The following is a 26668-nucleotide window of genomic DNA, read 5'->3' on the forward strand; positions in this document are numbered from 1 at the left end:
CCAATGCCAATGAAAATAATCCCTTCTTTTTCACATCAAATTATTGCAGAGGATATCAAGTGGGCGATTTAACAATAACAACAGAAATGGTCATTGTGCTTTGCATTTTAGCATTGACCATGTACTTATTTATTTCTGAGATTGTGCGCGTGGATGTTGCCGCGGTTTCTATCATGGTTTTATTGGGAATGATTTCTTATGTCTGGCCGAAATTAACGGGGGGGCATTTATTAGAAATAAAAAGCCTATTTAGTGGTTTTTCGAGTAATGCTGTCGTGTCGATTATTGCGGTCATGATCATTGGTGCGGGTTTGGATAAAGCGGGCTTAATGGGACGCTTGGCTGGACAAATTGTAAAAATTGGAGGAACGACAGAAAAACGCATTATTCCGCTTATTTCTGGGACGGTGGCGTTTATTTCTAGTTTTATGCAGAATGTGGGCGCGGCGGCGTTATTTTTACCTGTGGTCAGTCGCATTGCCAATCGCACGGGCTTACCGATGTCGCGTTTACTGATGCCGATGGGGTTTTGTGCGATTTTGGGGGGAACAATGACAATGATTGGTTCTAGCCCACTGATTTTGTTGAATGATTTAATTTTAAATTCTAATAAAATGCTTCCGACTGACATGCAACCGATGAAAACCTTTGAGTTGTTTGATGTCACACCGATAGGCATTGTTTTGGTGATCACGGGGATCACTTACTTTATTTTAGCTGGGCATTATGTGTTACCTGAGAATCCGCAAAGTGCGGGAATTCGTGCGGGAGATACAGCGGATTATTTGCGTCAAACCTATGGTTTAGAAGGGGATATTGTTGAAGTGAGCGTGGCTAAAAACAGCACCATTTGCCAGCTTACAGTAGAACAATTAGAAAACTTAGCTGATCACAAAATCGCCGCCGTGGCGTTGAAAACAGGCGACAATACTCGTATTTCTCCTGCACGCGATGTGCCGATTGTGGAAGGCTCGACGTTAGCCATTTTAGGCACAAAAGCGAATTTATTGGCTTTTGCAGAAAAACAACACTTAAATGTTCAAGAACAACTTCCTACCCTTGCCGACGCGCTGTCACACACGCAAGCGGGCATTGGGGAATTGGTGATTCCCCCCAGTTCGCACCTCATTGGTAAGACATTATTAGACATCCGAATGCGCAAAACTTATGGCGTAAATGTCTTAGCCGTGCATCGTGGTAATCAGTCATTTCGAGATCATTTGCGTCATTGGGTGTTACAGTCGGGTGATACTTTGGTGGTTCATACCAGTTGGCAAGATTTAAAAGCCTTAGAAAGCAATAAAGATTTTATTGTGGTGACAACGGATTATCCACATGAAGAATTGCGGCCGCATAAAGCGATTTTTGCTTTATTCTTTTTAGTGCTGACATTAGGCTTAGTTTTATTTACCAATATGATATTACCTTTAGCGTTATTTGTGGGCGCAATTGGTATGATTTTAACGGGCGTGTTAAAGATGGACGAAGCCTATGGAGCGGTGAATTGGAAATCAGTCTTTTTATTAGCGAGTTTATTGCCCTTGGGATTAGCGGTAGAAACCACGGGAACAGCCGCGTGGATTGCGCAGGAAACGCTGCGCTTATTAAGCGGTGTACCGACTTGGGTTTTACAAGCGGCATTAGCGGTTTTAGCGACGATTTTTACGTTATTAATGTCGAATGTGGCGGCGACGGTTTTATTAGTGCCATTAGCGGTAAATATTGCGGTGGGAGCGGATGCTGATCCGCGGGTTTTCGCGCTAACTGTGGCGTTGGCAACGTCGAATTCTTTCTTTATTCCCACGCATCAGGTGAATGCGTTATTAATGGGGCCAGGAGGTTATCGGGTTAAGGACTTTATGCGGGCAGGTGGGGGCATGACGATTTTATTTTTAACCATGCTGCTCATTATGTTGAATGTTGTGTTTTAATGGCTTGAAAAGTTAGTCATTCACTAAAAATATCTTTCGTCTGAATCAGAATTTACAGAATTTTAGGATGTCCAGAATTTAAGTGATTTATTCTTGGTAAATTCTTTATTTCTTAATTCTGAAAATTCAGAAATTCTGTAAATTCTGATTCAGACAAATTAACCGTTTTATTATCACGCAATCGCTCGCGGATAAGACCCTAAATGTTTCACTAAAGAAGCGTGGGTTGTTAATAAATCTAATGCGGTTTTTACTGCTTCATCTTCAATATGTCCATCTAAGTCAATAAAAAAAACATATTCCCATAAATTTTGCCGAGAAGGTCGGGATTCAATACGGGTTAAATTTAAGCCGTTATCCGAAAAAGGTTTTAATAAACGCAATAACGCGCCCGAATGATTGGATTGTGCTGCGGATAAGAGAAATGAACTTTTATCGCGTCCCGTGCGTGGCACAAAATGTTTACCTAATACCGCAAAACGAGTGGTGTTTTGGGGATAATCTTCAATATTCGCTTTCACCACTTGTAAATGGTAACGCTCGGCGGCGGTTATTCCTGCAATGGCGGCGGTGTCGGGTTCTTCAGCGGCGCGGCGAGCGGCTTCTGCGTTACTGCTTACCGCAATACAATTAACTGCGGGCAAATGGCCTGACAACCAAGATCGGCATTGTGCCAGTGATTGTTGATGCGAATACACGCGCACCAGCCGTGTGATGTCGCCGCTCTGCGAGAGCAAGCAATGGTGAATGGGTAATTCAATTTCGCCGCAAATTTTTAAATCGCTGGACATAAAACAATCTAAAGTTTGATTCACTCCGCCTTCGGTGGAATTTTCCACAGGAACAACGCCGTATTGGGCGCGGTCGGTTTCCACTTCACGAAATACTTCTTCAATGGTTTGTACGGGAACAGTGTGCGCACCGTGACCAAAATGCTTGGCGGTTGCGGCTTGGGAATATGTTCCTTGTGGGCCTAAGTAGGCGACTTTTAAAGGTTTTTGCAAAGACAAACACGCCGAAATAATTTCTCGAAAAATAGGGGTTAAAGACTCATCAGGTAGCACTTTTGGCTGGTTTTTCTGATTGCGTTCAATCACGCGCAGCAAAATATCGGCTTCGCGCTCTGGACGGTAAAAATTGGGTTGCGCCTCTTGAGCGTATTTGGCGCGTGCGACAGATTGGGCGATTTCAGCCCGTTGGGTGATCAACGTTTGAATTTTTTCATCAATGTTGTCAATTTGTTTGCGTAATTCTTCTAAATTAAGTGTAGTCATGCGTGGTTTTCAATCCATTGGGGACTTTTTTTGGAAAGCACTTTTATCGTTATTTTAACACAAGACAGGTCAATGCGTGCTGCAAAAGCCATTTTTGGGTGAGGCGACGGCTTTCTCAAGTCGCACAATCGGCGCACGGTAAATGTCGGTGGCATCGTTTATTCCATTGGCGTATAATCACGGCGCAAAACGGATGGGATTGAAATTAATTTTTTGTGGGAAATGGATGTCGATTTTTTTTAAAAGAAACGAGTAATTTTGTTATGGTTGATTCTCAGGTGACGGAAAGATTGCAGAAAGTATTGGCGCGGGCGGGTTTAGGATCGCGGCGCACGATTGAGTTGTGGATTCAAGAGGGACGGGTGAAGGTGAATCAAGTCGTTGCCACGCTAGGGCAGCGCGTGGGCGCGGAGGATCAGATTGAAGTCGATGGGCGTAAACTCAGTGCGCGAGTGCTGTCGCCCGTGACACAACAGGTGATTTGTTACCATAAACCCGTGGGCGAAGTGTGTACACGCGACGATCCCGAAGGGCGGCCGACGGTTTTTGAGCGTTTACCGCATTTGGCACAAGGGCGATGGGTTAGTGTAGGACGTTTAGATATTAATACTTCTGGGCTGTTGTTATTGACCACCGATGGCACGCTGGCGAATCGTTTAATGCACCCTTCTTATGCGTTAGAGCGGGAATATGCAGTACGAGTTTTGGGTGAAGTGACCGAAGAAGCACTACGAAATTTGACCAAAGGCGTGTTATTAGAAGATGGCATAGCGCGTTTTGCGCGGGTCAGTGACGCTGGCGGACAAGGCGCAAATCACTGGTATCATGTGGTGTTAAATGAAGGGCGTAAGCGAGAAGTGCGGCGATTGTGGGAAGCCCAAGGGGTGCAAGTGAGCCGTTTAATTCGCATTCGTTATGGTCATTTTGTTTTACCTAAAGGATTACGCGAAGGTCATCATCAAGTCTTATCCGAAGCGGAAACTTCGGCGTTATATTCCAGTGTGAATTTGCCTGATCCTTTCGCGCCTGTGGTCGTGCCTAAAACCAGCCGAATTCCTACACGATCCCGTGCGTCTAAAGCCGTACCCAAAACCGCTACATTAAATCGTTTCTCACGCAAACGTTAATCTTTTTTCTTACTTTTCTTTATCAAAAATTTTAGATTGCAATGTCGATGACTTTACTTGAACAAGAAACCGCAAAACGCCGAACGTTTGCGATTATTTCTCATCCCGATGCGGGAAAAACCACGGTCACTGAAAAATTATTATTATTCGGTGGTGCGATTCAGTTGGCAGGGACGGTAAAAGGTCGTAAAGCCGCTCGCCATGCGACTTCTGACTGGATGGAGTTAGAAAAACAACGGGGAATTTCTGTCACTTCTTCTGTGATGCAATTTCCGTATCGAGATGCGATTATTAACTTATTAGATACCCCTGGACATGAGGATTTTTCCGAAGACACTTATCGCACATTAACCGCAGTGGATTCCGCATTAATGGTGATTGATTCGGCTAAAGGGGTGGAAGAGCGGACGATTAAATTATTAGACGTGTGTCGATTGCGCGATACGCCTATTTTAACGTTTATTAATAAGCTAGATCGAGATGGTCGAGAACCGATTGAATTATTAGATGAAATTGAAACGGTTTTAAAAATTCAATGCGCGCCCATTACGTGGCCGATTGGCATGGGTAAGCATTTTCGTGGCGTTTATCATTTAGCCACTCGTCAGGTGACTTTATTTCAATCAGGTCATAATGAAGTGGCGAATGAAGGGCAGAATTATACTTTAGATGATCCGCAATTGATCCATTTATTGGGGAGCGTTACTTTAAACCAATTGTTAGAAGAATTGGAATTAGTGCAAGGTGCCAGTCATCCTTTTCATTTGGATGAATTTTTAGCAGGAAAACAAACGCCTGTTTTCTTTGGTTCAGCCATTAATAATTTTGGCATTCGGGCATTATTGGATAAATTTGTCGATTACGCGCCTGCACCACAAGCGAGAGAAACAGAACATCGCGCAGTGCAACCGACTGAAGAGCAGTTTTCGGGTTTTGTCTTTAAAATTCAAGCGAATATGGACCCTGCACACCGAGATCGCATTGCCTTTTTGCGTGTGTGTTCGGGACAATATCAGCGGGGCATGAAAGTGCGTCATGTGCGCTTAAATCGAGATGTGCAGATTGCGAATGCCTTGACTTTTATGGCGGGCGAACGTGAACATGTGGAAGAAGCGTGGCCGGGCGATATTATTGGACTACATAATCATGGCACGATTCAAATTGGTGACACTTTTACGCAAGGTGAAGTGTTAAAATTTACAGGCATTCCTTATTTTGCCCCCGAAATTTTTCGCCGTGCGCGGCTGCGCGATCCCTTGCGAATGAAGGCCTTATTGAAGGGTTTATTGCAATTGAGTGAGGAAGGCGCGACTCAGGTATTTCGACCGCTGGCGAATAATGATCTGATTTTGGGCGCGGTGGGTATTTTGCAATTTGATGTGGTGAGTTGGCGATTGAAAAATGAGTATAACGTAGAGTGTAGTTTTGAATCGGTACAAGTGGCGACGGCGCGTTGGATTTATTGTGATGACGAGAAAATGTTAGAGGAATTTAAGCGTAAAGCCTTTGAAAATCTCGCCTTAGATAATGCCGATAATTTAACGTATATTGCCCCCACACGAGTTAATTTAAGTTTAATGGAAGAACGCTGGCCAAAAATTAAATTTCTCGCCACCAGAGAGCATTAATCATGATGCAAATTCGTCGTTTTACTACCTGCCAAGATTTTTTAAATGAATTAACGCATTCTTCCGATTTCTACGAACAAACGCAATATGAATTGGCCATTGCCCGCCGTTATCAAAATGAAGCCGTTTTTCATTTAGATGGCTATTGTAAAGTGTGTGAAAAGCCTACTTTATTTCAAGTGGATCATATTTCTAGTTCGGGAGCGAATGAAGAAGGGATTATTATCCCGAATTGGCGCGAAAGATTGGTGTGTGAATGTGAATTAAATAATCGACAACGTGCCATATTGCATCAAGTGAAATGTGCGGTACAACATATTTCCCCTGCGATGGCAAATAAACCTTTCATTTATGCGATGGAACAAGTGACCCCATTGTATCAAATGTTAGCGCGTTTATTTCCCAATGCGCAGTGTATTGGCAGTGAGTTTATTGATGAAAAATATCCCAGTGGTACGGTTGTTAATGGCATTCGTCACGAGAATGCAGAAGCCTTGAGTTTTGCAAATGATCAGTTAAATATCGTGATTTCTAACGATGTATTAGAGCATGTGAATGATCCACAACAGGCGTTAGCGGAGATTTTTCGCGTGTTGGCACCGGGGGGAGAATTATTTTTAACGATTCCCTTTCACATTACGACAGAAGAAACCGTGCGCCGTGCTGAATATAAAGCGGGTCAATTAACCCATTATTTACCCGCACAATATCATGGCAATCCAATGTCGAGTGAAGGTTCATTGGTGTTTCATGATTTCGGTTGGGACTTTTTAAAACAGATGCAAGCGATTGGTTTTGAATCGGCGGCATTATGTTTATATTGGTCACGTTTTTATGGTTATTTAGGTGCGCCTTTATCTTATTTTTATGCGCGGAAACCTTATGGTTAAAAATGGTTTATTATCATGACCACACTTCCTCCTTTTCATGCGGCACATATTTTAGTGATTGGCGATGTGATGTTAGACCGTTATTGGTATGGCAATGCGTCGCGGATTTCGCCAGAAGCTCCTGTGCCTGTGGTGCATGTTCAGCAGCAAATGGAGCGTCCTGGGGGGGCGGCGAATGTCGCGCTTAATTTGGCCGCTTTGCAAACCCAAACCACGCTCATTGGCTTGGTGGGCGACGATGCGCATGGGGATACTATTCAAACACAATTGCGGGCGCATTATGTCGATTGCCAATTTACTCGTTTGGCTGAACAACCGACGATTACTAAATTACGGGTATTAAGTCGGCATCAACAATTAATTCGTTTAGATTTTGAACACTCTTTTACACTTGAGCAATCGCAACATATTGCACAACAAAGTGTTGATTATTTTTCCAATGCCAATGCGATTATTTTATCGGATTATGGTAAAGGTACATTAAGCGATCCACAAGCCTTTATTCAAGCCGCAAAACAAGCGCAAAAACCCATTTTTATTGATCCCAAAGGCACTGATTTTTATAAATATCGAGGGGCGACTATTTTAACGCCTAATCGCAGTGAATTTGAAGCCGTTGTTGGGACTTGTGCGGATGATGAAACTTTGGTGAGAAAAGGGGAACAATTACGCCAAGAATTGGCTTTAGAAGCCTTGTTAATTACCCGCAGTGAACAGGGCATGACGTTGTTGCGTGAAAAGCATTCTGCGGTGCATTTGCCCGCGCATGTGCATGATGTGTTTGATGTAACTGGGGCTGGTGATACAGTTATTGCGGTGCTGGCTGCGGCGCGGGCAACGGGCTGTGATTGGTTGCAAGCAACGGCGTTGGCGAATGTGGCCGCGGGCTTGTCAGTGACAAAATTGGGTGCAAGTTCAGTGGGTTATGATGAATTGGCTTATGCGGTTAATGCGCATCGTGGCGATCAGTTGAGTCTCACTGCGCTGTCGGCGGCTGTGCGCGCCGCGAAAGCAAAAGGCAAAATTGTGGTGTTGACCAATGGTTGTTTTGATATTTTGCACGCAGGGCATGTACAGTATTTGACGCAAGCACGGCAATTAGGAGATCGCTTAATTGTGGCAATTAATGATGATCATTCCGTGCGGCGATTAAAAGGCAAATATCGCCCAATTCATTCTTTAGAACAACGCATTGCGGTTTTAAATGCGCTGTCTTGTGTGGATTGGGTGATTCCGTTTTCTTCTGATACGCCACGCGATTTAATTTGTGAAATTAAACCTGATATTTTGGTGAAAGGTGGCGATTATAAAGTTGAAGATATTGCAGGCAGTGATTGTGTTTTAAATCAGGGCGGTCAAGTGCAAATATTAAGTTTTGTCGATGGTTGTTCTACCACCGCAGCGGTGGCTACATTAATGCGAGAAATAGAGGCAGATAAACGATGATCATTGTGACTGGAGGCGCAGGATTTATTGGTAGCCGTTTAATTAAGGGATTAAATGATCGCGGAATTCGTGATATTTTGGTGGTGGATAATTTAACGCAAGGAGAAAAATGTGTTAATTTAGCCACATTAGATATTCTTGATTATCAAGATAAAAACGTGTTTTTAAACCATTTAAAACAGCGTTATTATTTTGGTAAAATAGCGGGCTTTTTCCATCAAGGAGCTTGTTCAAGCACGACAGAATGGAATGGGCAGTATATGATGTCTAATAATTACGATTATTCCAAAGAAGTTTTGCATTATTGTTTATATTATAAAATTCCATTATTGTATGCGTCTAGTGCTTCGGTTTATGGCAATCATCAGGAATTTAAAGAACAACGAGAATGCGAATTGCCGCTTAATGTTTATGGCTATTCTAAATTTTTATTTGATCAATACGTGCGGCAACGGCAAAAAGAATTTAAATCGCCTGTGGTGGGTTTACGTTATTTCAACGTGTATGGCCCACATGAACAACACAAGGGAAGCATGGCCAGTGTGGCGTATCATTTTAATCGTCAAGTGCAAGCGCAAGGTTATGTGAATTTGTTTGAGGGATCAGGCGGTTATGGCAATGGAGAACAACGACGAGATTTTGTTTATGTCGATGATGTTGTGGCATTAATTTTATGGTTTTTTGCGCATTCTGAGCATTCAGGCATTTTTAATGCGGGAACAGGGCGCAGTCAAACCTTTAATGACGTGGCACACGCGGTTTTAGCTTGGTATGGACGCGGTGAAATTCGCTATATCCCCTTTCCTGCAACATTACAGGGACGTTATCAAAGTTTTACTGAAGCGGATATGTCGGCGGTGCGGGATTTAGGCTGTGATGTGGCATTTCGTTCGGTAGAAATTGGAGTAAAAGATTATTTGGATTGGTTGAATCGACATTGATGCTTGATTTATTTTAGCCCTAAATTCTTTTAGGAGAAATCATTTCTTTTTCGATATTGCGTTCGTTTTGCTTGAATGTTATTTTTTTTAATGCGACCCATTTTAACCATTCAGAAATTCTGTCAATTCTGATTCTGACAAAAAATGTGATGAATGGCTTAATTTGGGTGTAGAAAATTGAGATGAAAACCTAACTCAACAATTATTGACAGATAGCCAACTAATAGGAGTCGCGGGAATGGGTCGGCCCCCGCCGACGTGCTATCCCCACCGTTCAAGGTGTCCCGCATCGCGTCGAATGACTTTAGAGAATCGCCACATTGAATCGCTAAAACGCGCTTACAAAGCCATAGAGCAATTAGAACAACGTCTACAACAACACGCTCAAAATACAGAACCCGTTGCCATTGTGGGTTATGCCTGTCGTTTTCCCGGTGGGGCAAATCATCCCCAAGCCTATTGGGAATTGTTGCAACAAGGCATTGATGCCATTTCTGAAGTGCCAGCAGATCGCTGGAATGTCGATGACTATTATCATCCCGACCGTAGCCTTCAAGGTAAAATTAACACCCGTTGCAGTGGTTTTTTAGATCACGATGTTTATGCGTTTGAGCCGCAATTTTTCGGTATCGCGCCCAAAGAAGCCTTACAACTCGATCCCCAACAACGTTTATTATTAGAAATCACTTGGGAAGCCTTAGAACACGCCAATATTATTCCTGATCAATTGTTTGGCAGTGCAACGGGCGTGTTTATTGGTATTAGTAGTGTTGACTACGCGATTCGTCAATTGGGCATGTTGCCCGCGCATGAGATCGGCGCGTATGTGGGAACGGGCGCGTTATTGAGTCCGGCCGCAGGGCGAATTTCTTATGTGTTAGGTTTGACGGGGCCGAGTACCATTGTCGATACCGCGTGTTCTTCTTCTTTATTATCCGTACATTTGGGCTGCCAGAGTTTGCGCAGTCGAGAATCGAATATGGTGATCGCGGGTGGCGTTAATTTAATTCTCGCGCCCGAAGTCAGCACGTATTTTTCTACCGCCGGCATGTTGTCTTCAGATGGCAGATGTAAGACTTTTGATCAGCGTGCTGATGGTTATGTGCGTTCGGAAGGGTGCGGCATTGTGTTATTAAAACGATTAAGCGATGCGTTAAACGATGGCGATGTCATTCATGCAGTGATTCGTGCTTCAGCCGTGAATCAAGACGGCCCAAGCGGTGGCTTAACCGTACCCAGCGGCCCGTCGCAACAACAAGTCATTCGTCAAGCCTTAGAACGTGGCAAAATTAACCCCGCTGACATCGATTACATCGAAGCGCACGGCACTGGCACGCCTTTGGGCGATCCCATTGAAGTGGGATCATTGGCGCAGGTTTTTGCTGCCAATCACAACGCCCAACATCCCTTAATTATCGGCTCAGTGAAAACCAATATTGGCCATTTAGAAGCGGCCGCGGGAGTCGCGGGATTAATTAAATTATTACTCGCCTTAAAACATCAACAAATTCCCCAACATTTGCATTTTACGCAAGGCAATCCGCGAGTAGATTGGGACAGTTTACCCTTTAAAATTCCTGTAAAACCCATCGCATGGACAAAAACGGCCGATAAACCGCGTTTAGCGGGCATTAATTCCTTTGGTTTCAGTGGCACTAATGCGCATGTCATTCTCGGCGACGCGCCAAATTCCTCTGCGATAAAGACAGAAGAAGCCGATCCGCGTTCCCATCATCTTTTATTATTAAGCGCGAAAACGCCCGCGGCATTAATGGCGATGGTACAGCAATATCAGGATTTTTTAAATCACAATTCTGATTCATTAGCCGATATAGCTTACACCAGCCAAGTGGGACGGAGTTATTTTACGGAACGCCTCGCCCTTATCGCTGAAAATAAAGCCCAATTACAACAACAATTAGCCGAAATTACAGCCGATCATTTACCTGATTTTGTTTATCGCAGTACAACACAGAAAAAGCCACAAATTGCTTTTTTATTTAGCGGTCAAGGTGCGCAATATATTAATATGGGGAAAACCTTGTATGAAACGCAAGCTTTATTCCGCCAAATCATAGATGATTGTGATGCGCAATTAAAAGATATTTTGCCGATTTCTTTATTAAAGGTTTTATATCCTGATGCCTTAGCAATAGACGGCGAATCGCCTTGGCTGGATCACACGCAATATACGCAACCTGCGTTATTTGTGTTGGAATATGCTTTAGCCAAATTGTGGCAGGCGTGGGGCGTGCAGCCTGCGGCGGTGTTGGGGCATAGTGTAGGGGAGTATGTGGCGGCTTGTATCGCGGGCGTGTTCAGCTTAACCGATGCCTTGACGCTGATCGCAGCGCGGGGGCGTTTAATGGCCAGTTTGCCTGCGGGTGGAGTCATGATGACTTTATTCGCGCCATTGGAACAGGTCAAAATCGCCGTCGCACCTTATGAAAAAACCGTGTCTATTGCCGCGATCAATAGCCCTGCTAATATTGTTATTTCTGGCGCGGCTAAAGAGGTGCAAACCATTGCCGATTATTGTCAGCAGCAAGGTATTAAAACGCGAGCTTTAACCGTTTCTCATGCGTTTCATTCGCCGTTAATGCAGCCCATTTTAAGCGAATTTAAAGAGATTATTGCCAAAGTCACTTTATCTCCGCCACAATTGCCTTTGGTGTCTAATTTAACGGGAAAAATCGTCACCAATGAAGTCACTCATCCCGATTATTGGTGTGAACATTTACGCCATACCGTACAATTTGCACCGAGTTTGCATTATTTGCGCGATGAATTAAACATTAATGCGTTTTTAGAAATCGGCCCCCGTCCTGCATTAACCGCGATGGCGCAGCAAACTTTAGGAGAAGAAGGCTTATTGTGGTTAAATAGTTTGCGTCATGGCCATTCAGATTGGCAGCAAATGTTAAATGCGGCGGGACAATTATTGGTGTCGGGTTGGCGATTGGACGGCGCAGCCGTCGCACAAGGGCATTCTGTGCGACGAGTGACACTGCCGACTTATCCTTTTCAACGCAAACGTTATTGTATTGAACGGCCGCGCACCGCGGCTTTATCGCGTTTGCATCCCTTAATTGATCGACACTCTCCATTACCCACGCAACACGCGCATTTATTTGAAACGAATTTTCATATTGACGCATTACCCATTTTACAAGATCATCGCGTTTATCAACACGTTGTGGTATCAGGTGCGAGTCACCTTTCTTTTATTTTAGGGGCTTTTACGCATTTATTGGCGAAATCGGGTAATTTTGACAATACTAACCCAACATCTTGTGTGTTATCCGATGTTTTTTTCCAACATGCCTTAGTGATTCCGTCGCAAGGGCGCACGGTGCAACTGTGGGTTGAAGAACAATTGCCGCGTAAACAGGCGAATTATCACTTGATCAGCTTCGATCCCGCTCATCCCAGCGATCCCACAACCCACGTCACCGGGCAATGGTCGGCTGACATCATGCCGCCCCATTATACGGAATTAAATTTGGCGCAATTGCACCAGATAAAAAGCCGTTGTCCCCAAGTATTCACGCCTGAACAGGTGTATCAAATTCAAGCCCAGCGTCATATTGATTTGGGCGTGAATTACCAATGGGTGCAGCAGATTTGGCGCGGGGAGCGCGAGGCTTTGTGTGAAATTAAAGTGCCTGCTGCTTTAGCCACAGAAATCGCGGGCTATCAATTGCATCCGGGGTTATTGGATGCGTGTTTTGGGTTGTTAGCGGTGTCGGTGGATTTGGCGGTGTCAGACACTTTTGTGCCATTTGGCGTACAATCTTTGCGCTTTTATCAAGCCCCTTCAGAACAACAACATTTACTCGCCTATGCTAAAGTGCGTTCCGATGCGCGAGAAGGCTGGTTAGAAGGGGATATTTCCCTGTTCGATGCCAGTAATGGCGCGAGAGTGGCTGAATTTATCGGTTTTGAAGGGCGAGAAGCGCGCCGCGACGCATTTTTACCACAATCTACCTCGCCATTAGCCGATTTATGCTATCAAATGACGTGGCAAGCGGCGGATTTGCCTGTGGGTTTACAGGTATTGGATTTCAATTTGTGGACAAATGGGGTGATTTTCGCCGATCAAACGGGAATCGGGCAGGCGTTGGCGCAGGCGATTTTGACTTCAGCCCGCTCTGTTGATATGAATACAATAGCGATTACTTTGGTCTATCTCGGTACGGCAAAAGGGATCGATGATCCCGCGATTCGCGTGTTAAATATCACCGATCCGCTGTCCAGTGACGAATATCAGGCGATTTTTGCCCAAATCGGCGCAAAACCGCTGACTTCGGTGCTGCATTTGTGGAGTTTGGACGCAAAATCAGACGATTTAGCCAGTACACAACGGGAAAGTGTGGGATCGGCTTTATTATTGAGTCAAATTGTATTGGCGCGTGCGGATACGCCTTATTTATGGTGGATGACACAAGGGGTTTTTGCGCATCAGACGACGCATTCCGTTTTACAATCGAGTTTATGGGGTTTTATTTCTGTTTTACACAATGAACAGCCACAACTAAATAGCCGTTGTATTGATTTTACCTTGATAGAACAAGGGCTTATCTCTGAAATGGTTACGCCATTGATGCGCGAAGTGTTGACTAAAACAGAGGATAAACAAGTCCAGTGGCGTGGCACACAACGCTTTATTCCCCAACTCACGCCCTACACACCCGCACAAAAAACCAAGCCTGTCGCCATTCAAGCCCATGAAACTTATGTGATTACAGGTGGCACGGGCGCGTTAGGTCTGGCGTGTGCGGAATGGTTGTTAGAGCAAGGCGCGGAGTCCATTGTTTTACTCAGCCGCCGTGGCACAACGGACAATATTTTGTCTGACAAAGTGCGACTGGTCGCGGTCGATGTGACGGATAAAGTGGCATTGTATGCGGCATTGGATCAGGTTTTGGCGGATTTACCGCCCTTAGCTGGCGTGTTTCATGCCGCAGGAACGTTGGATGATGGCTTAATTCAAAATTTATCGTGGCCGCGTTTGGAATCGGTGTTAGCGGCTAAAGTGTACGGCGCGTGGCACTTGCACGAATACACAACAGCTTTACCTTTACGCTTTTTTGTATTATTTGCTTCGGCCGCGTCCGTACTCGGTAATGCAGGACAAAGCAATTACGCCGCCGCGAATACCTTTTTAGCCCATTTAGCCGCATACCGACAACAACAAGGGATGACAGGTCTTAGTGTCCACTGGGGCCCGTGGGAATTGGGAATGGCCGCTGATTTGATGCCAAAATTGCGCGAACAAGGCATTATTCCCTTAGAAAAAACACAGGCTTTGACCACTTTAGGGCATTTATTGTCGATTACTACAGATTTACCTGCGGAATTGATGGTGATCTCGTGTGATTGGGCGCGTTATTTGGCGATTCGTGGGGGAAATGCGAGATTTTTCGCGCATTTTGCCACGCTTTCCCGCTCAACAGACACCCCCACACATTCCACCGCTGTCACGTCCTCCGCCGCGGGCGCGGGAGAATTAGTACAACGTTTGGCTGATGCGCCTGCGGAATCGCGTTTGAATTTGTTACGCGAATATGTTATTTCAGTCACACGGCGCATTATCGGCATTGAAGCCAATGACAATATTGATGTAGAAAAGCCGTTAATGGAATTGGGAATGGATTCGTTAATGGCTGTGGACATTCGCAACGCTTTAGCCAAAGCATTAAACACCAGTTTGCCTGTGAGTTTGTTGTTTAATTATCCATCAATTGCTGAATTATTAGGCTATTTAAGTGAGCAATTTATTCCTAAAGAAACCATTGCACCCACCACAACGGATAAAGCCGATAATCACACGGAAGAATTCGCCTATTTAGATGATTTAGATGAAGCCAGTTTAGCGGCGTTAATTGAGCAGGAATTGGGGGGGAAATAGGGTATTAAGGTGGGCATTGCCCACCTGAAGATTTATTCTAATTCTTGAAAAACATTATCAATTGTTTTCGCATCCAAAACATTCAAAATCCACTGTTCTAATTCGGCGGAGGTGGCTTTTTTAATTTTGGCTTCGGCAGTTTTGGGTAGTTTTCCAAAACGCTTTTTTAACAGATTAACAAGCGCGATGCGCTGGCCTTTAAGTTCGCCTATGGCCTTGCCTCTTGCCTCGCCTATGGCCTTGCCTCTCGCCTCACCTTTAACCTCACCTTCAGTCATCCCCATGCGATAAAGGTCTTGTCCTGCGCGGGTGTCTAATAAGTCTAAATTTAACATGTTAATCACCTCTTCTTGAGTTAGATAACGAAAACGGTTTAATAGGAATAAACCAACAATATCTAATGCCTTATTTAGCTTGCTAATGTCGGGATAAAGATCGTTCAGTTGTTTATACCAATTTTTTACTTTCAGTTGAAATTGAGGAACATCTAATTTCTCCGAAATAGTAAAAGGCGCAAGCATGACTAAATGCGGATCAATCGCTATTAATTGTTCTTCGGTATAATCGGTTAAAACAATTTCTTGAATGAAATTATTTTCTGGTGAAAATCCGTCTAATATTTCGCTGAATGGTAAAGCGGCTTCCTGATATTTTTTATCAGTATAGACGATAATGCCCGTAATTTTTATGCCATCTTGGTTGGTTAAGCTCATTCGTAACATGTTGCTTAAACAACGATAGCGAATGTAAGGGTCTGAATAGCCTTGAAATTCCAGTGTTACCCGTTTTTTATTGGCGATGTCGATCACAGGAATACCTTCGACATCGGGACGTTGTAGTTGTTTTTCCTTCAATTCAACCGCTCTAAATTGGTAGATTTCAGCTAATTTGGCATCAAAACCTGCCAATTTTAATAAGCCTGCACCAGTTAATTGCATTAATTGTAGAAAATTTTCATCTGTACCGCGTAGGATTTTTGGAGAGCGGGGCATTGTGGGGTGTCCTTTTTTTTTGTCAGAATCAGAATTTACAAAATTTCAGAATTTCCAGAATTAAAGAAAAATTTATTTCTTGAACGGATTAATTCTGAAAATTCTTTAATTCTGAAAATCCTGATTCAAACCAAACCCAAATTCAACCAAAAAGCGAGCCTCAAAGAAAAAATGCAAATCACTGTCCGCCGCGCACCAACCGAACGTTATTACTGCCGTAGCGAGGGCTGTTGTCGTCACTACCATTGTTGAAACCCACGCCCCACGCGTTGCTTGTGCCGCCCGCAACAGGGGAGCAAGACCAAACGAACCATTCAGACGCATCAGGAAACGCTTCCTGCACCAAAGTCGGACGTTGATAGTCCCCTTCACACTTTTTGCCATTATTCGGAAAATAGGCAGGTTTTCCGCTGCTACAGTAAACCAAGCTGCGCAGTTCCTCAATCGTCGGGAGTCGCCAATCGCTATGTCCTGCGAAATCAGCTTTTAGTGCCACCGCTGTATCGCAATACATTTCCTGTGCCTCTCCGTGACAGCGACCATCCTGCCATGTCTGCCCAACTAAGCAGCGCATCCATTGGAGATTGGTTTTAATATCAGTGACAGTACCGTCGCCGTTGTCTCGATAACGGTCTTTAATCAAGACGGGCTTGGAAGCCACAGGCACAACTTTAGAAACCACAGGCACAACTTTAGAAACCACAGGCACAATAGGAGAAGCACAAGGCGGCAATTTCTTAGCCTTATCCAAATACGGCGTTGCCAATTTTCCACGCCCTAATGCAGATAAAGTTTCAGACAAATGCAACCAACCATCGGCACAATCAGGATTCAACTCTACCAATTGCTCAAAACACGTTAAAGCCGCTGATAATTGCTTTAAATGCAACAAACTTAATCCATAATAATTCAACGCAAATACATTTTGCGGTTCTTGCTTTAATACCGCGGCTAATTGCTGTTCTGCTTCGGCATAACGTTCTGCCCCGCATAATGCAATGCCCAAGTACAATTCCGCCTCTGAAAAATCCGCCGACAAACGCAATGCCGTTTGAAAATGCGTCACCGCTTGCGCAAATAATTCCAAACGCAAACACTGCACCCCATCATCATAAGCACTACAGGCTAAATTCCGTTGATGTACGGCTTCTATTAACTCAATTTGAAAAACTAAATCTTCTCTGGGAAAGTCCGATTTTATCGCGGGCAAAACAGGCAAATAATGACGGTCTGAATTAAGATAATACCAATCCACTAAGAAACTGGATAAAACCTTATACATATCAATAACTTCTAAACGCAATTGATATAAACACTCATCGACATCAGGCTCATCTTTTTGCAGGCGATTTTTCTCATCGCGCCAATTCCAAGGTTCGGATGTCACTTCAGCAAATTCAGCATTTCCCCAACCCCAACTGCCCACATGAAAATACACTTCTCTGTCGGTAATGTCACAATAAATCACCACCGTAGGCAAAGGCGATAACACATGACGCAATTGTTTCACATCAATATCAAAAATATCCCGATTAAAATAATCTGCATAAAGCTCTACGGGATAAGTTGAATTTCCGTATTGGGTTTTAATAAACGCCTTTAAATGATTGCGCAATTCTTGTGGTAAATTATTCTGAAAAGAATCAGGACAACTGCGGCTAATATTTGGCGGCGCAATCAACAATAACAACGGATATTCAGTACGACCTTTTAACAACAACTCTTCCGTATCGCGGCGATTTAAACGAGATGGCCAATTTTTTTCTATGGCATCCCATTGCGTTTGAATTTCCTGCAATTTCACATCAATTTCTTGCGTTTTTAACTCGCGCAATAATTCACGATATAACGCACTTTCTTGAGCGCGAAAAACCTGTTCTTGTTGCGCCAAGCGTTCTGTTAAGCGCAATTCTTTGGCTTTTAACTCCAATAATTCGCGTCTATCCTCATGGTCAGATAGCGCAATGGCTTTTTCCATTTCAAGGCGCGTCATTTCAATATCATTACGCTCATGATAAATGATGGCCAATTGCTTTTGATGATTGGCTTGCAGTTCTATTAAACGGCTGTTTCCGCGAATCATCTCCATGAAATCGCGGTTATTTCTCTTGTTGCCATGATTTGCAACCACTTGACCCAAAACCCGTGGGACAGCGTGAATAATTGTTTGTGAAGCGGTAAGCAAGAGAAAGGAAGTAAAAGGTTCCATAAAATTGTCCTCTAATCACTGCTGACATCGTCACAAAAATCATCACTATGGGGAGGTTCGTATTGATCATTGGCATGATGATTAAAATCATAAGACACTATATCATCACTATCCACACCGTAAAACCCATGCAAATCATCAGAAGTATCACAGCAAGAATCAATACTTTCCTGCGCCTCTCTTCTACGACGGCGTAATTCCTCAGTCAAACCATCCAAACTATTTTGTAAACTCATGATCGCCTCCTAAAAATGAATCCAAAGCACAACCGAACTGACAATGTATAGCTATCGTAGCCTATTTTCACTGTTTTTTCTAAAGCGGGGAAAATTCATTTCCTGCTCAAAGAACTGACCCCACCGCTCCCCGATGACCGCGTTGAGATTCAAACATAATCATCAAACCCGCACAACCAATAAATACTGCGCCAATAAAAAACCAATAATCTAATAAATCATCCCACAATAACCAACCATATAAACTAGAAAAAAGCACCGCCACATAACTAAAACCACCCAATTGTCCCGATGGCGCAAGACCATAGGCTTTTGTCATTAATAACTGCCCTAATGTCCCAAATAAACCCAACATCCCCAACAATATCCACCCCTGCTCATCAGGCGTGCGCCAAGCCCACAATAAAGGCAATGCAGCCACCACCGCACTAATGGTTGAAAAATAAAACACAATGCGCGTACTGGGTTCTGTACTGGCCATTTTACGAATGCCCACTTTAGCCAACGCCGCTAATGCACTGCCTAATAAAGCAAATAAAGCAATATAATTAAAATGCTCCCAATTCGGTTGTAAAATAATTCCCACACCCACAAAACCCACACCAATCGCCAACCGAATAAATCCTGAAATGCGCTCATCTAACCATAACCAAGCAATGATCGGAAGAAAAAACGGCAATGTCATTTTTAATAACGCCGCCTCCGCCAAAGGAATATTCGCTAAAGTATAAAAAAAACAATACATCGCCCCCAAACCCGCTAAAGCGCGAATAAAATGCAAATGCAATTTTTCCGTACTTAACAAAGAAAAACCATAATAAAAAACCCAAGGCAATAACAAAATAATAACAATTAAATTGCGAAAAAAAACAATAACCTCAATAGGCAACGCCACCGAAGCAATTTTAATCGTTGCCGCCATAGAGGCAAACATCAACTCCGAAGCCACAATCAACAACGCACTTAATAACAATGGATTATTCTTTAATCGTTCAGGCATATAACACACACTAATGGGGAGATAACACAATGACAAACTTTACTTTTTTTCCCAGATCATTCTATCATGGCCACGATTTCATCCCTTCAACTCACTTTTCAAGGAAAAACCAATGGCCACTCAAACCGATGTCCTAATTGTAACAGAAGAAGGCGATGCCTCTTCTTCAGCCAACCCGCCCAAATTGAGCTATCGAGAACGCAAAGCAGTGCGTAAAGACGCGCTGAATATCGTAAAAAAATACTCCCTGATCGCGGGCGGAGTGGGTGCGATTCCTGCGCCGTTTTTGGGACAAGTGACTGTGGGCGCGTTACTCGCCAAACTGACTTACGACTTATCCAAACTCTACCAAACCCCATGGACAGACCACAAAGCAAAAGTGGCTGTTGCCTCCGTATTGGGTGGTGCGCATACCAGTTGGATTAGTCATTACCTCATTCATTACGCCACCAAAATCACCCCATTAACCACTATCGCCACACTCATTACCAAACCAATTATTTCGGCTGCTATTGTTTATGTCATTGGAAAATTATTTGTGCGGCATTTTGAAAGTGGCGCATGGTTAAAAGAATTGTAATAGAATAGGGAAACTTGACCATTTCCCAAAAGGACAGTTCCATGACCTTGACCAGCACACTCCTCTGTGCCGTTTGGCTGCACACCGCGATTCTAAATGAAGCCCTCGCCACTCCGAATACTTCAGACGAGTCAGAACGCGCTACGGTAGAAATCGCTGCCGATACCCTACACGCCGCCGCACACGCTGACTCGGATTATCAACAAGCCATGACCTTGTTAGAACAAGGGCAAGGAGCAACGGCCGCAGGATTTTTAGAACAAGCGGCTCATCGAGGGGTGGTTATGGCGCAATACCGTTTAGGCTTGATGTATGCGCAGGGAGAGGGCATAGATCGGGATTTAAGTTTAGCCTTACGCTGGTTAAAAGCCGCCGCGCCGCATTACCCGCTGGCGATTGAACCGTTGCAACGTGTGCGCTACGAATTGCGTACCGCTTACACAGACGAATTTGATCGCACATGGACAGCAGCCCAAGCGGGTGATGCGCTGTCAATGTTCAAATTAGCCATCATGTTTCAAGACGGCGTAGGAACTGCACCCAACAGCGCACGCGCTTTAGAATGGTTACAACAAGCTGCTCAGGCCAATGTTGCCGATGCCCAAGCGCGTTTAGGCACGTTCTACTTGACGGGAGAACTGCTTACGCAAGATTTTCAACAAGCTGAATATTGGCTGACACGGGCAGCTTCGTTGGGCGAATCCGTATCAATGGCCTTATTAGGGACACTGTATCGAGATGCTAAGGGAGTAAAACGTAACGTGATTACAGCGATGCAATGGTTTATTCTCTCGGCCTACCACGGCAACACAGAAGCCCTAAGTTCCCTAGATGAGCTGGTGCGCTGGCACAGCACGCCCATACAACAAGAAGCCGCACAACATGCCGCACTCATGTGGCTGCTACAACAACGCGGAATTTCTCCTCCTGCCGAATCCACGCCCACGCCACCCACCCTTCCCCCACAAGAACAGACAACCGAACCACGCCACGAAGACAATTTGGATACAGATGGGTGAAAAATTGCACAGCCATTTATCTCAATGATAAACAAAAATTATAAATCCATTGCCGCTAACCACCAGACAGGTTAAAATCTAATGACATTGTTGTGACTGCAAACCTGTCGTTTACGCCGTGTTGCTGCCATGACAATGCGCCTACCGCAACGCGGATCAAGAGCCTACGCATTTCAGCTCAACCACTGAAAAGGGAAACGTATGAATACTAAAACCGTCACCATTACGGATGATACCACTGGCAAATCGTTTAAATGTCCCGTGCGCGAAGCCGTACACGGCCACCCTGTCATCGATTGTCAAGCCCTACCCAAAGAGTTGGGGATGTTCACTTTCGACCCTGCCTTCATGACCACTGCCAGTTGCGAAAGCAAAATCACCTTTATTGATGGTGACAAAGGCATTTTGTTACATGGCGGCTATCCCATTGATCAGCTTGCTGAAAAAAGCAGTTTCTTAGAAGTATTTCACCTGCTTTTTTATGGGGAACTGCCCAGTGCAGAGCAGTTGATCAGCCTAAAAACTTCCATGAACAGCCACAGTATGCTGCACGAAGGATTGCGCAGTGTTTACAACGGCTTCCGCCGTGATGCCCATCCTATGGCGATGTTGGTGGGCATTGTGGGTGCGTTGTCGGCGTATTATCATGATTCTATGGACATCAATAACAAACGACATCGTGAATTGTGCGCGTTGCGTTTGATTGCCAAAATGCCAACGATTGCCGCAAACTGTTACCGTTATACCAAAGGCTTGCCTTATGTTTATCCGCGTAACGATTTAAGTTATGTGGAAAATTTCATTTACATGATGTTCTCTGCCCCGACAGAAGAATATAAATTTAATAAAACGGCCGTTCATGCCTTAGAAACCATGTTAATTTTACATGCGGATCATGAACAAAATGCCAGTACTTCTACCGTACGTTTAGCGGGCAGCTCGCAAGCCAATCCGTTTGCATGTATTGCAGCAGGGATTGCGACCTTATGGGGGCCTGCACACGGGGGCGCGAATGAAGCCGTAATTCGCATGTTGCAAGAAATTCAAGACGTTAAGAATATTCCTGATTATATTGCTCGCGTTAAAGACAAGAATAATCCCACGCGCTTGATGGGTTTTGGGCATCGTGTTTATAAAAATTTCGATCCCCGTGCGAAAATTATTAATCAAGTGTGCCACGAATTGCTGCACGAACTGAATGCTGAACATGCGCCATTGTTTGAAATCGCCATGGAATTAGAACGGATCGCCTTAGAAGACGAATACTTTATTGAACGTAAACTGTATCCGAATGTTGATTTTTATTCGGGTATTATTTTAAGTGCGTTAGGGATTCCGTTGAATATGTTTACTGCAATGTTTGCTTTAGCGCGGACTGCGGGCTGGATTTCTCAATGGAACGAGATGATGGAAGAAGGCAATGTGAAAATTGGCCGTCCACGTCAGCTTTATGTGGGCGCGGCGATGCGCGATTATGTTGATTTGGGTAAACGTTAAAAAATAGGTTATTTTTAACGTGCCTTAATTAACCTATTATGTAGAGCAGCTTAGGAAGGTTTTTTTCTAAGCTGCTTTCTTTATCTGATCAGAACAAGTAAAACACCCAAAGGAGATAATGAGTATGACACAAGATGTTGTTTTTTTAAGTGGCGTAAGAACCGCTATTGGTGACTACGGTGGCAGTTTAAAAGATCAGCCAGCGACCGCATTGGCCGCTGCGGTGGTGCGCGAAGCGTTAAAACGCGCTCAGGTGGATGTCACCGATGTGGGACAAGTGGTTTTTGGTCACGTCATTCATACGGATGCGCGGGATATGTACTTGTCACGGGTGGCGGCGATTGAGGGCGGTTTGCCGATTGAAACGCCGGCTTATACGTTAAATCGTTTGTGTGGCAGTGGCTTACAAGCGATTGTTTGCGCGGCACAAGCGATCAGTTTGGGTGATGCTGTGGCTGCCGTGGCGGGCGGAGCGGAATCGATGAGTCGGGCGCAATATTGGGTGCCGGGCTTACGTTGGGGACAACGTATGAACGATGCCCAAGTGGTTGATGCGATGGTTGGGGCATTAACAGACCCCTTTGACAGTTGTCACATGGGTGTGACGGCGGAAAATGTAGCCGCTCGCTGGGGAATTTCCCGTGAAGATCAAGACGCGCTGGCCGTAGAAAGCCATCGCCGCGCCGCCAATGCCACTGCACAAGGTTATTTTGCGGATCAAATTCTTCCTATTGAATTAAAATCCCGCAAAGGCACCACTTTATTTACGCAAGATGAGCATATTCGCGGCGATGCCACAGTCGAAGGCATGGCAAAATTACGCCCTGTTTTTAATAAGGAAGGTTCTGTCACTGCGGGCAATGCGTCGGGTTTAAACGATGCCGCGGCGGCGGTGGTGTTAATGGCGCGGGATGCGGCTGAAAGCAAAGGGTTAACACCGATGGGACGCTTAGTCGGTTACGCGCACTCGGGCGTTGAACCCAAGTATATGGGCATTGGTCCCATTCCTGCGATTCAAAAGGTATTGGCACAAACGGGTTTAAGCATCGCTGACATGGATGTAATCGAATTAAACGAGGCTTTTGCCGCGCAGGCTTTGGCGGTGGCGCGGGAGTTAAATTTACCCGCCGACAAAACCAATCCCAATGGTAGTGGTATTTCTCTCGGTCATCCGATTGGTGCGACAGGTGCATTAATTACGGTTAAAGCCTTGTACGAATTACATCGCACGGGTGGCCGTTATGGTTTAATTTCCATGTGTATTGGTGGGGGACAAGGGATTGCAGCGGTGATTGAGCGGTTGTAGTCTTTTTGTTGGAATGGTGAATAAAAGACCTGTTAGAAGTGATTCTGGCAGGTCTTTTTTAATTTTGGCTTCGATCTAACTTCCAGAATTGAAGAAAAACTGATTTTTTGAAGGGATTTTCTGTCTGAATCAGAATTTCAGGATTTTCAGAATTGAAGAATAAAAAAATCTGTTTAAAATAAACGACTGGCAAGAATAAATTTTGAAAATTCTTGTGTCTGTAAATTCTGATTCAGACATTATGGTGTTTTTAAGAGTTCTTTTACAGCCTCGCCATGTGGGAACAAGGAAAGTTCTCCACCTAAATTAAAGTTTACAACTATACCTGATTTTGGTATTACTCTATTTTCCAAAGCCAGCGTCCCCTACGGGGACGCTCTTAAAAAGGGTAAAAGAGTAAAAGTAAAAAGCCTAAAGAATACTTGGGGAAGAGCGCACGACACGGAACCCGAGATTGTAGAACGAGTAGTCAGGAGAATTCCTGCTGCGGAGGGCGGAACGAAGATTGCTGGGGAGGTTGCTCCAAGAACCACCACGCAGCACTCGCATACCATCACCACCTTCCCACGCTGAACCGTCTGTTGGCGCACCTTTATAATCCCCATGCCAACCATCCTGACACCATTCCCATACATTGCCGTGCATGTCATATAAACCAAAAGGATTGGGCTTAAATGAACCCACTGGCGCAGTCTGCTGATTACCCCACCGACTCCCACAACCATCACAATTCGCCTTGTTTTTACCTATCTCATCTCCCCACCAATATCTGGTTGTCGTTCCCGCACGACACGCATACTCCCACTCTGCCTCCGTCGGTAAACGATATGCCTCTCCCGTTTGCTGACTCAACCACTGACAATACTTTTGCGCATCGTTCCAACTTACGTTAATCACAGGACGTTTTCCTCGTCCCCAACCGTTATCGTTCGGCTTGCTTGTTCCTGTCGCTTTACAATATTTGTCGTAATCCTCAAACGTCACCTGATATTTTCCCAGCGCAAAGGGTTTGGTTATCGTAACATCATGAATGGGTTTTTCGTTGTTATCATCATTAGAACCCATCATAAACTTCCCCGCTGGCACAATGACCATCTCTGGCGCAAGTGAACCGTCTTTGAGTTTGTCTTGGAAAGTGTCGCCTGATTTAGGTGTAAATATGGAAATGGAAGGATTTTTCTGAACAGAATTGGCCGCAATAATCTGATTAGACAACGGCTGCTTAATCACACCCAATGCCAATGCCCAAGTTTCTACTGTCCAATGTGCTGCTTCGGGTTGAAGTGATAACTCTTCATGCAACCTTTTAATTAACTGCTGCAATAACATCTCCATAGGAATTCCATTGGGAGGATTTAATAGACTGTTACCAATATCTTCCTCCAATGCACTAATTAATAAACGAATCTCTTTTTTAGCATTAGGGCATAAGTCATTAAGTATCGCTTTACATCGTTTAGGTTCTCCACATAAACTTGTGCCATAACGACGAATCATCTCTTGTAAATGTTGACGAATAGAGCTATCCATTAGATTGTTTCCTAATGACTTTATAGTAAAATTAAAAATAGAGACTTTAGGTTTTGTTTAAGAATATTTTGGGGGAAAGCGCATAACACAGAATCCATAAAGAAAAATGCAAATCACTGTCCGCCGCGCACCAGCCGAACGTGATAGTCGTTGCTGCGATAGCCGTAGTTGCCATTACCATTACCGAAATTCACGAGCCACGCGTCGTTTGTGTAGCCCGCAACAGGGGAACTAGACCAAACGAACCATTGGGGTGCATCAGGAAACGCTTCTTGTACTATGGTTGGACACTGATAGTCACCTTCACACCGTTCGCCATTATTCGGAAAATAGGCAGGTTCCCCGCTGCTACAGTAAACCAAGCTACGCAATTCCTCAATTGTCGGGAGTCGCCAGTCGCTATGTCCTGCAAATCTAATCTTTAGTTTTCGCGCTTCATCCCAACTCATCTCTCGTGCTTCTCCGTGACAGCGACCATTCTGCCATGCCTGCCCAATTAGGCAGCGCATCCACTGGAGATTGGTTTTAACATCGGTTACAGTGCCGTCACCGTTGTCTTGATAACGGTCTTTAATTAGGGGTTTCTTATGTGTTTTAGATACAGGCGTGGAAGGATTTTTCTGAACAGGATTAGGGGTAATGACGTTATTAGACGATGACTGCTTAATTATACCCAATGCCAGTGCGCAAGTTTCCACTACTTTAGACATGAAAGACGGGGAAGGATTTTTCTGAACAGGGTCAGGGGTAATGACGTTATTGGAAATGTTATTAGGTTTTATATTACCAGAGAACGGCTGCTTAATCACACCCAATGCCAATGCCCAAGTTTCTACTGTCCAATGTGCTGCTTCGGGTTGAAGTGATAACTCTTCATGCAACCGTTTAATTAACTGCTGCAATAACATCTCCATAGGAATTCCATTGGGAGGATTTAATAGACTGTTACCAATATCTTCTTCCAATGCGCTAATTAATAAACGAATCTCTTTTTTAGCAGTAGGACACAAGTCATTAAGTATCGCTTTACACCGTTTAGGCTCTCCACATAAACTTGTGCCATAACGACGAATCATCTCTTGTAAATGTTGACGAATAGAGCTATCCATTAGATTGTTTCCTAATGACTTTGTAGTAAAATTAAAAATAGA

Annotated in this window: 18 protein-coding genes; 11 read left to right on the plus strand and 7 right to left on the minus strand. The window is 44.3% G+C overall.

Translation table 11 applies throughout. The annotated features are described in order from the left end of the window. The first annotated feature begins 59 nt into the window (after nt 1-59). On the plus strand, nt 60-1931 hold the full coding sequence (locus TPSD3_RS01545; RefSeq protein WP_217884345.1) for an SLC13 family permease: 1872 nt from the start codon (nt 60-62) through the stop codon (nt 1929-1931). A 173-nt stretch (nt 1932-2104) separates the two neighbouring features. Here TPSD3_RS01545 and pheA read toward each other — a convergent pair whose 3' ends face one another. Continuing rightward, entirely contained in the window at nt 2105-3205 is a 1101-nt protein-coding gene (gene pheA / locus TPSD3_RS01550) for a prephenate dehydratase (RefSeq protein WP_086486835.1), read from the minus strand. Nucleotides 3206-3468: 263 nt separating this feature from the next. On the opposite strand from pheA, the gene rluB reads away from it, so the two are divergent. From rluB to TPSD3_RS01580, 6 genes are all read left to right on the plus strand, one after another. Then, nucleotides 3469-4332: a 23S rRNA pseudouridine(2605) synthase RluB gene (rluB, locus tag TPSD3_RS01555; RefSeq protein WP_176329684.1), complete on the plus strand. Its 864-nt coding sequence runs from the start codon at nt 3469-3471 to the stop codon at nt 4330-4332. Nucleotides 4333-4379: 47 nt separating this feature from the next. After that, entirely contained in the window at nt 4380-5960 is a 1581-nt protein-coding gene (locus tag TPSD3_RS01560; RefSeq protein WP_245391500.1) for a peptide chain release factor 3, read from the plus strand. 2 nt (nt 5961-5962) lie between these two features. Then, nucleotides 5963-6850: a class I SAM-dependent methyltransferase gene (locus TPSD3_RS01565; RefSeq protein ID WP_086486837.1), complete on the plus strand. Its 888-nt coding sequence runs from the start codon at nt 5963-5965 to the stop codon at nt 6848-6850. A gap of 15 nt (nt 6851-6865) precedes the next feature. Next, nucleotides 6866-8296 (plus strand): bifunctional D-glycero-beta-D-manno-heptose-7-phosphate kinase/D-glycero-beta-D-manno-heptose 1-phosphate adenylyltransferase HldE, encoded by a 1431-nt coding sequence (gene hldE, locus TPSD3_RS01570; protein ID WP_217884346.1) that lies wholly within the window; start codon nt 6866-6868, stop codon nt 8294-8296. After that, entirely contained in the window at nt 8293-9237 is a 945-nt protein-coding gene (rfaD, locus tag TPSD3_RS01575) for an ADP-glyceromanno-heptose 6-epimerase (protein WP_086486839.1), read from the plus strand. Before hldE ends, rfaD begins: the two co-directional genes overlap by 4 nt. 238 nt (nt 9238-9475) lie before the next feature. Beyond that, a complete protein-coding gene (locus TPSD3_RS01580) occupies nt 9476-15148 on the plus strand; it encodes a type I polyketide synthase (protein ID WP_086486840.1) in 5673 nt (1890 codons plus the stop codon). A 32-nt stretch (nt 15149-15180) separates the two neighbouring features. Here the strand turns inward: TPSD3_RS01580 and TPSD3_RS01585 are convergent, their stop codons facing one another. The 4 genes from TPSD3_RS01585 to TPSD3_RS01600 form a co-directional block, all read right to left on the minus strand. Further along, nucleotides 15181-16140 (minus strand): DUF2887 domain-containing protein, encoded by a 960-nt coding sequence (locus tag TPSD3_RS01585; protein WP_086486841.1) that lies wholly within the window; start codon nt 16138-16140, stop codon nt 15181-15183. Between the two features lie 178 nt (nt 16141-16318). Continuing rightward, entirely contained in the window at nt 16319-18349 is a 2031-nt protein-coding gene (locus TPSD3_RS01590; protein WP_086486842.1) for an Lcl C-terminal domain-containing protein, read from the minus strand. An 11-nt stretch (nt 18350-18360) separates the two neighbouring features. Then, nucleotides 18361-18585, minus strand: a complete 225-nt coding sequence (locus tag TPSD3_RS01595) for a hypothetical protein (protein WP_086486843.1) — start codon at nt 18583-18585, stop codon at nt 18361-18363. Nucleotides 18586-18691: 106 nt separating this feature from the next. Further along, entirely contained in the window at nt 18692-19585 is an 894-nt protein-coding gene (locus TPSD3_RS01600; protein ID WP_086486844.1) for a DMT family transporter, read from the minus strand. Between the two features lie 112 nt (nt 19586-19697). Between TPSD3_RS01600 and TPSD3_RS01605 the strand changes: the two genes are divergently transcribed. The 4 genes from TPSD3_RS01605 to bktB all read left to right on the plus strand — a co-directional run bounded on the left by TPSD3_RS01605 (nt 19698) and on the right by bktB (nt 23987). Continuing rightward, entirely contained in the window at nt 19698-20165 is a 468-nt protein-coding gene (locus TPSD3_RS01605; protein WP_086486845.1) for a DUF697 domain-containing protein, read from the plus strand. Between the two features lie 41 nt (nt 20166-20206). Then, nucleotides 20207-21184, plus strand: a complete 978-nt coding sequence (locus TPSD3_RS01610) for a tetratricopeptide repeat protein (RefSeq protein WP_086486846.1) — start codon at nt 20207-20209, stop codon at nt 21182-21184. A 201-nt stretch (nt 21185-21385) separates the two neighbouring features. Next, complete coding sequence (locus tag TPSD3_RS01615; RefSeq protein WP_086486847.1) at nt 21386-22681, plus strand: citrate synthase; 1296 nt, start codon at nt 21386-21388, stop codon at nt 22679-22681. A gap of 124 nt (nt 22682-22805) precedes the next feature. After that, entirely contained in the window at nt 22806-23987 is a 1182-nt protein-coding gene (gene bktB / locus TPSD3_RS01620) for a beta-ketothiolase BktB (RefSeq protein ID WP_245391501.1), read from the plus strand. Nucleotides 23988-24398: 411 nt separating this feature from the next. On the opposite strand, the gene TPSD3_RS01625 is transcribed toward bktB, so the two are convergent. Then, on the minus strand, nt 24399-25517 hold the full coding sequence (locus tag TPSD3_RS01625; protein ID WP_086486849.1) for a formylglycine-generating enzyme family protein: 1119 nt from the start codon (nt 25515-25517) through the stop codon (nt 24399-24401). Between the two features lie 113 nt (nt 25518-25630). Beyond that, a complete protein-coding gene (locus TPSD3_RS01630) occupies nt 25631-26626 on the minus strand; it encodes an Lcl C-terminal domain-containing protein (RefSeq protein WP_086486850.1) in 996 nt (331 codons plus the stop codon). Between the last annotated feature and the right edge of the window lie 42 nt (nt 26627-26668).

The organism is Thioflexithrix psekupsensis (assembly GCF_002149925.1).
Classification (GTDB): Bacteria; Pseudomonadota; Gammaproteobacteria; order Beggiatoales; family Beggiatoaceae; genus Thioflexithrix; species Thioflexithrix psekupsensis.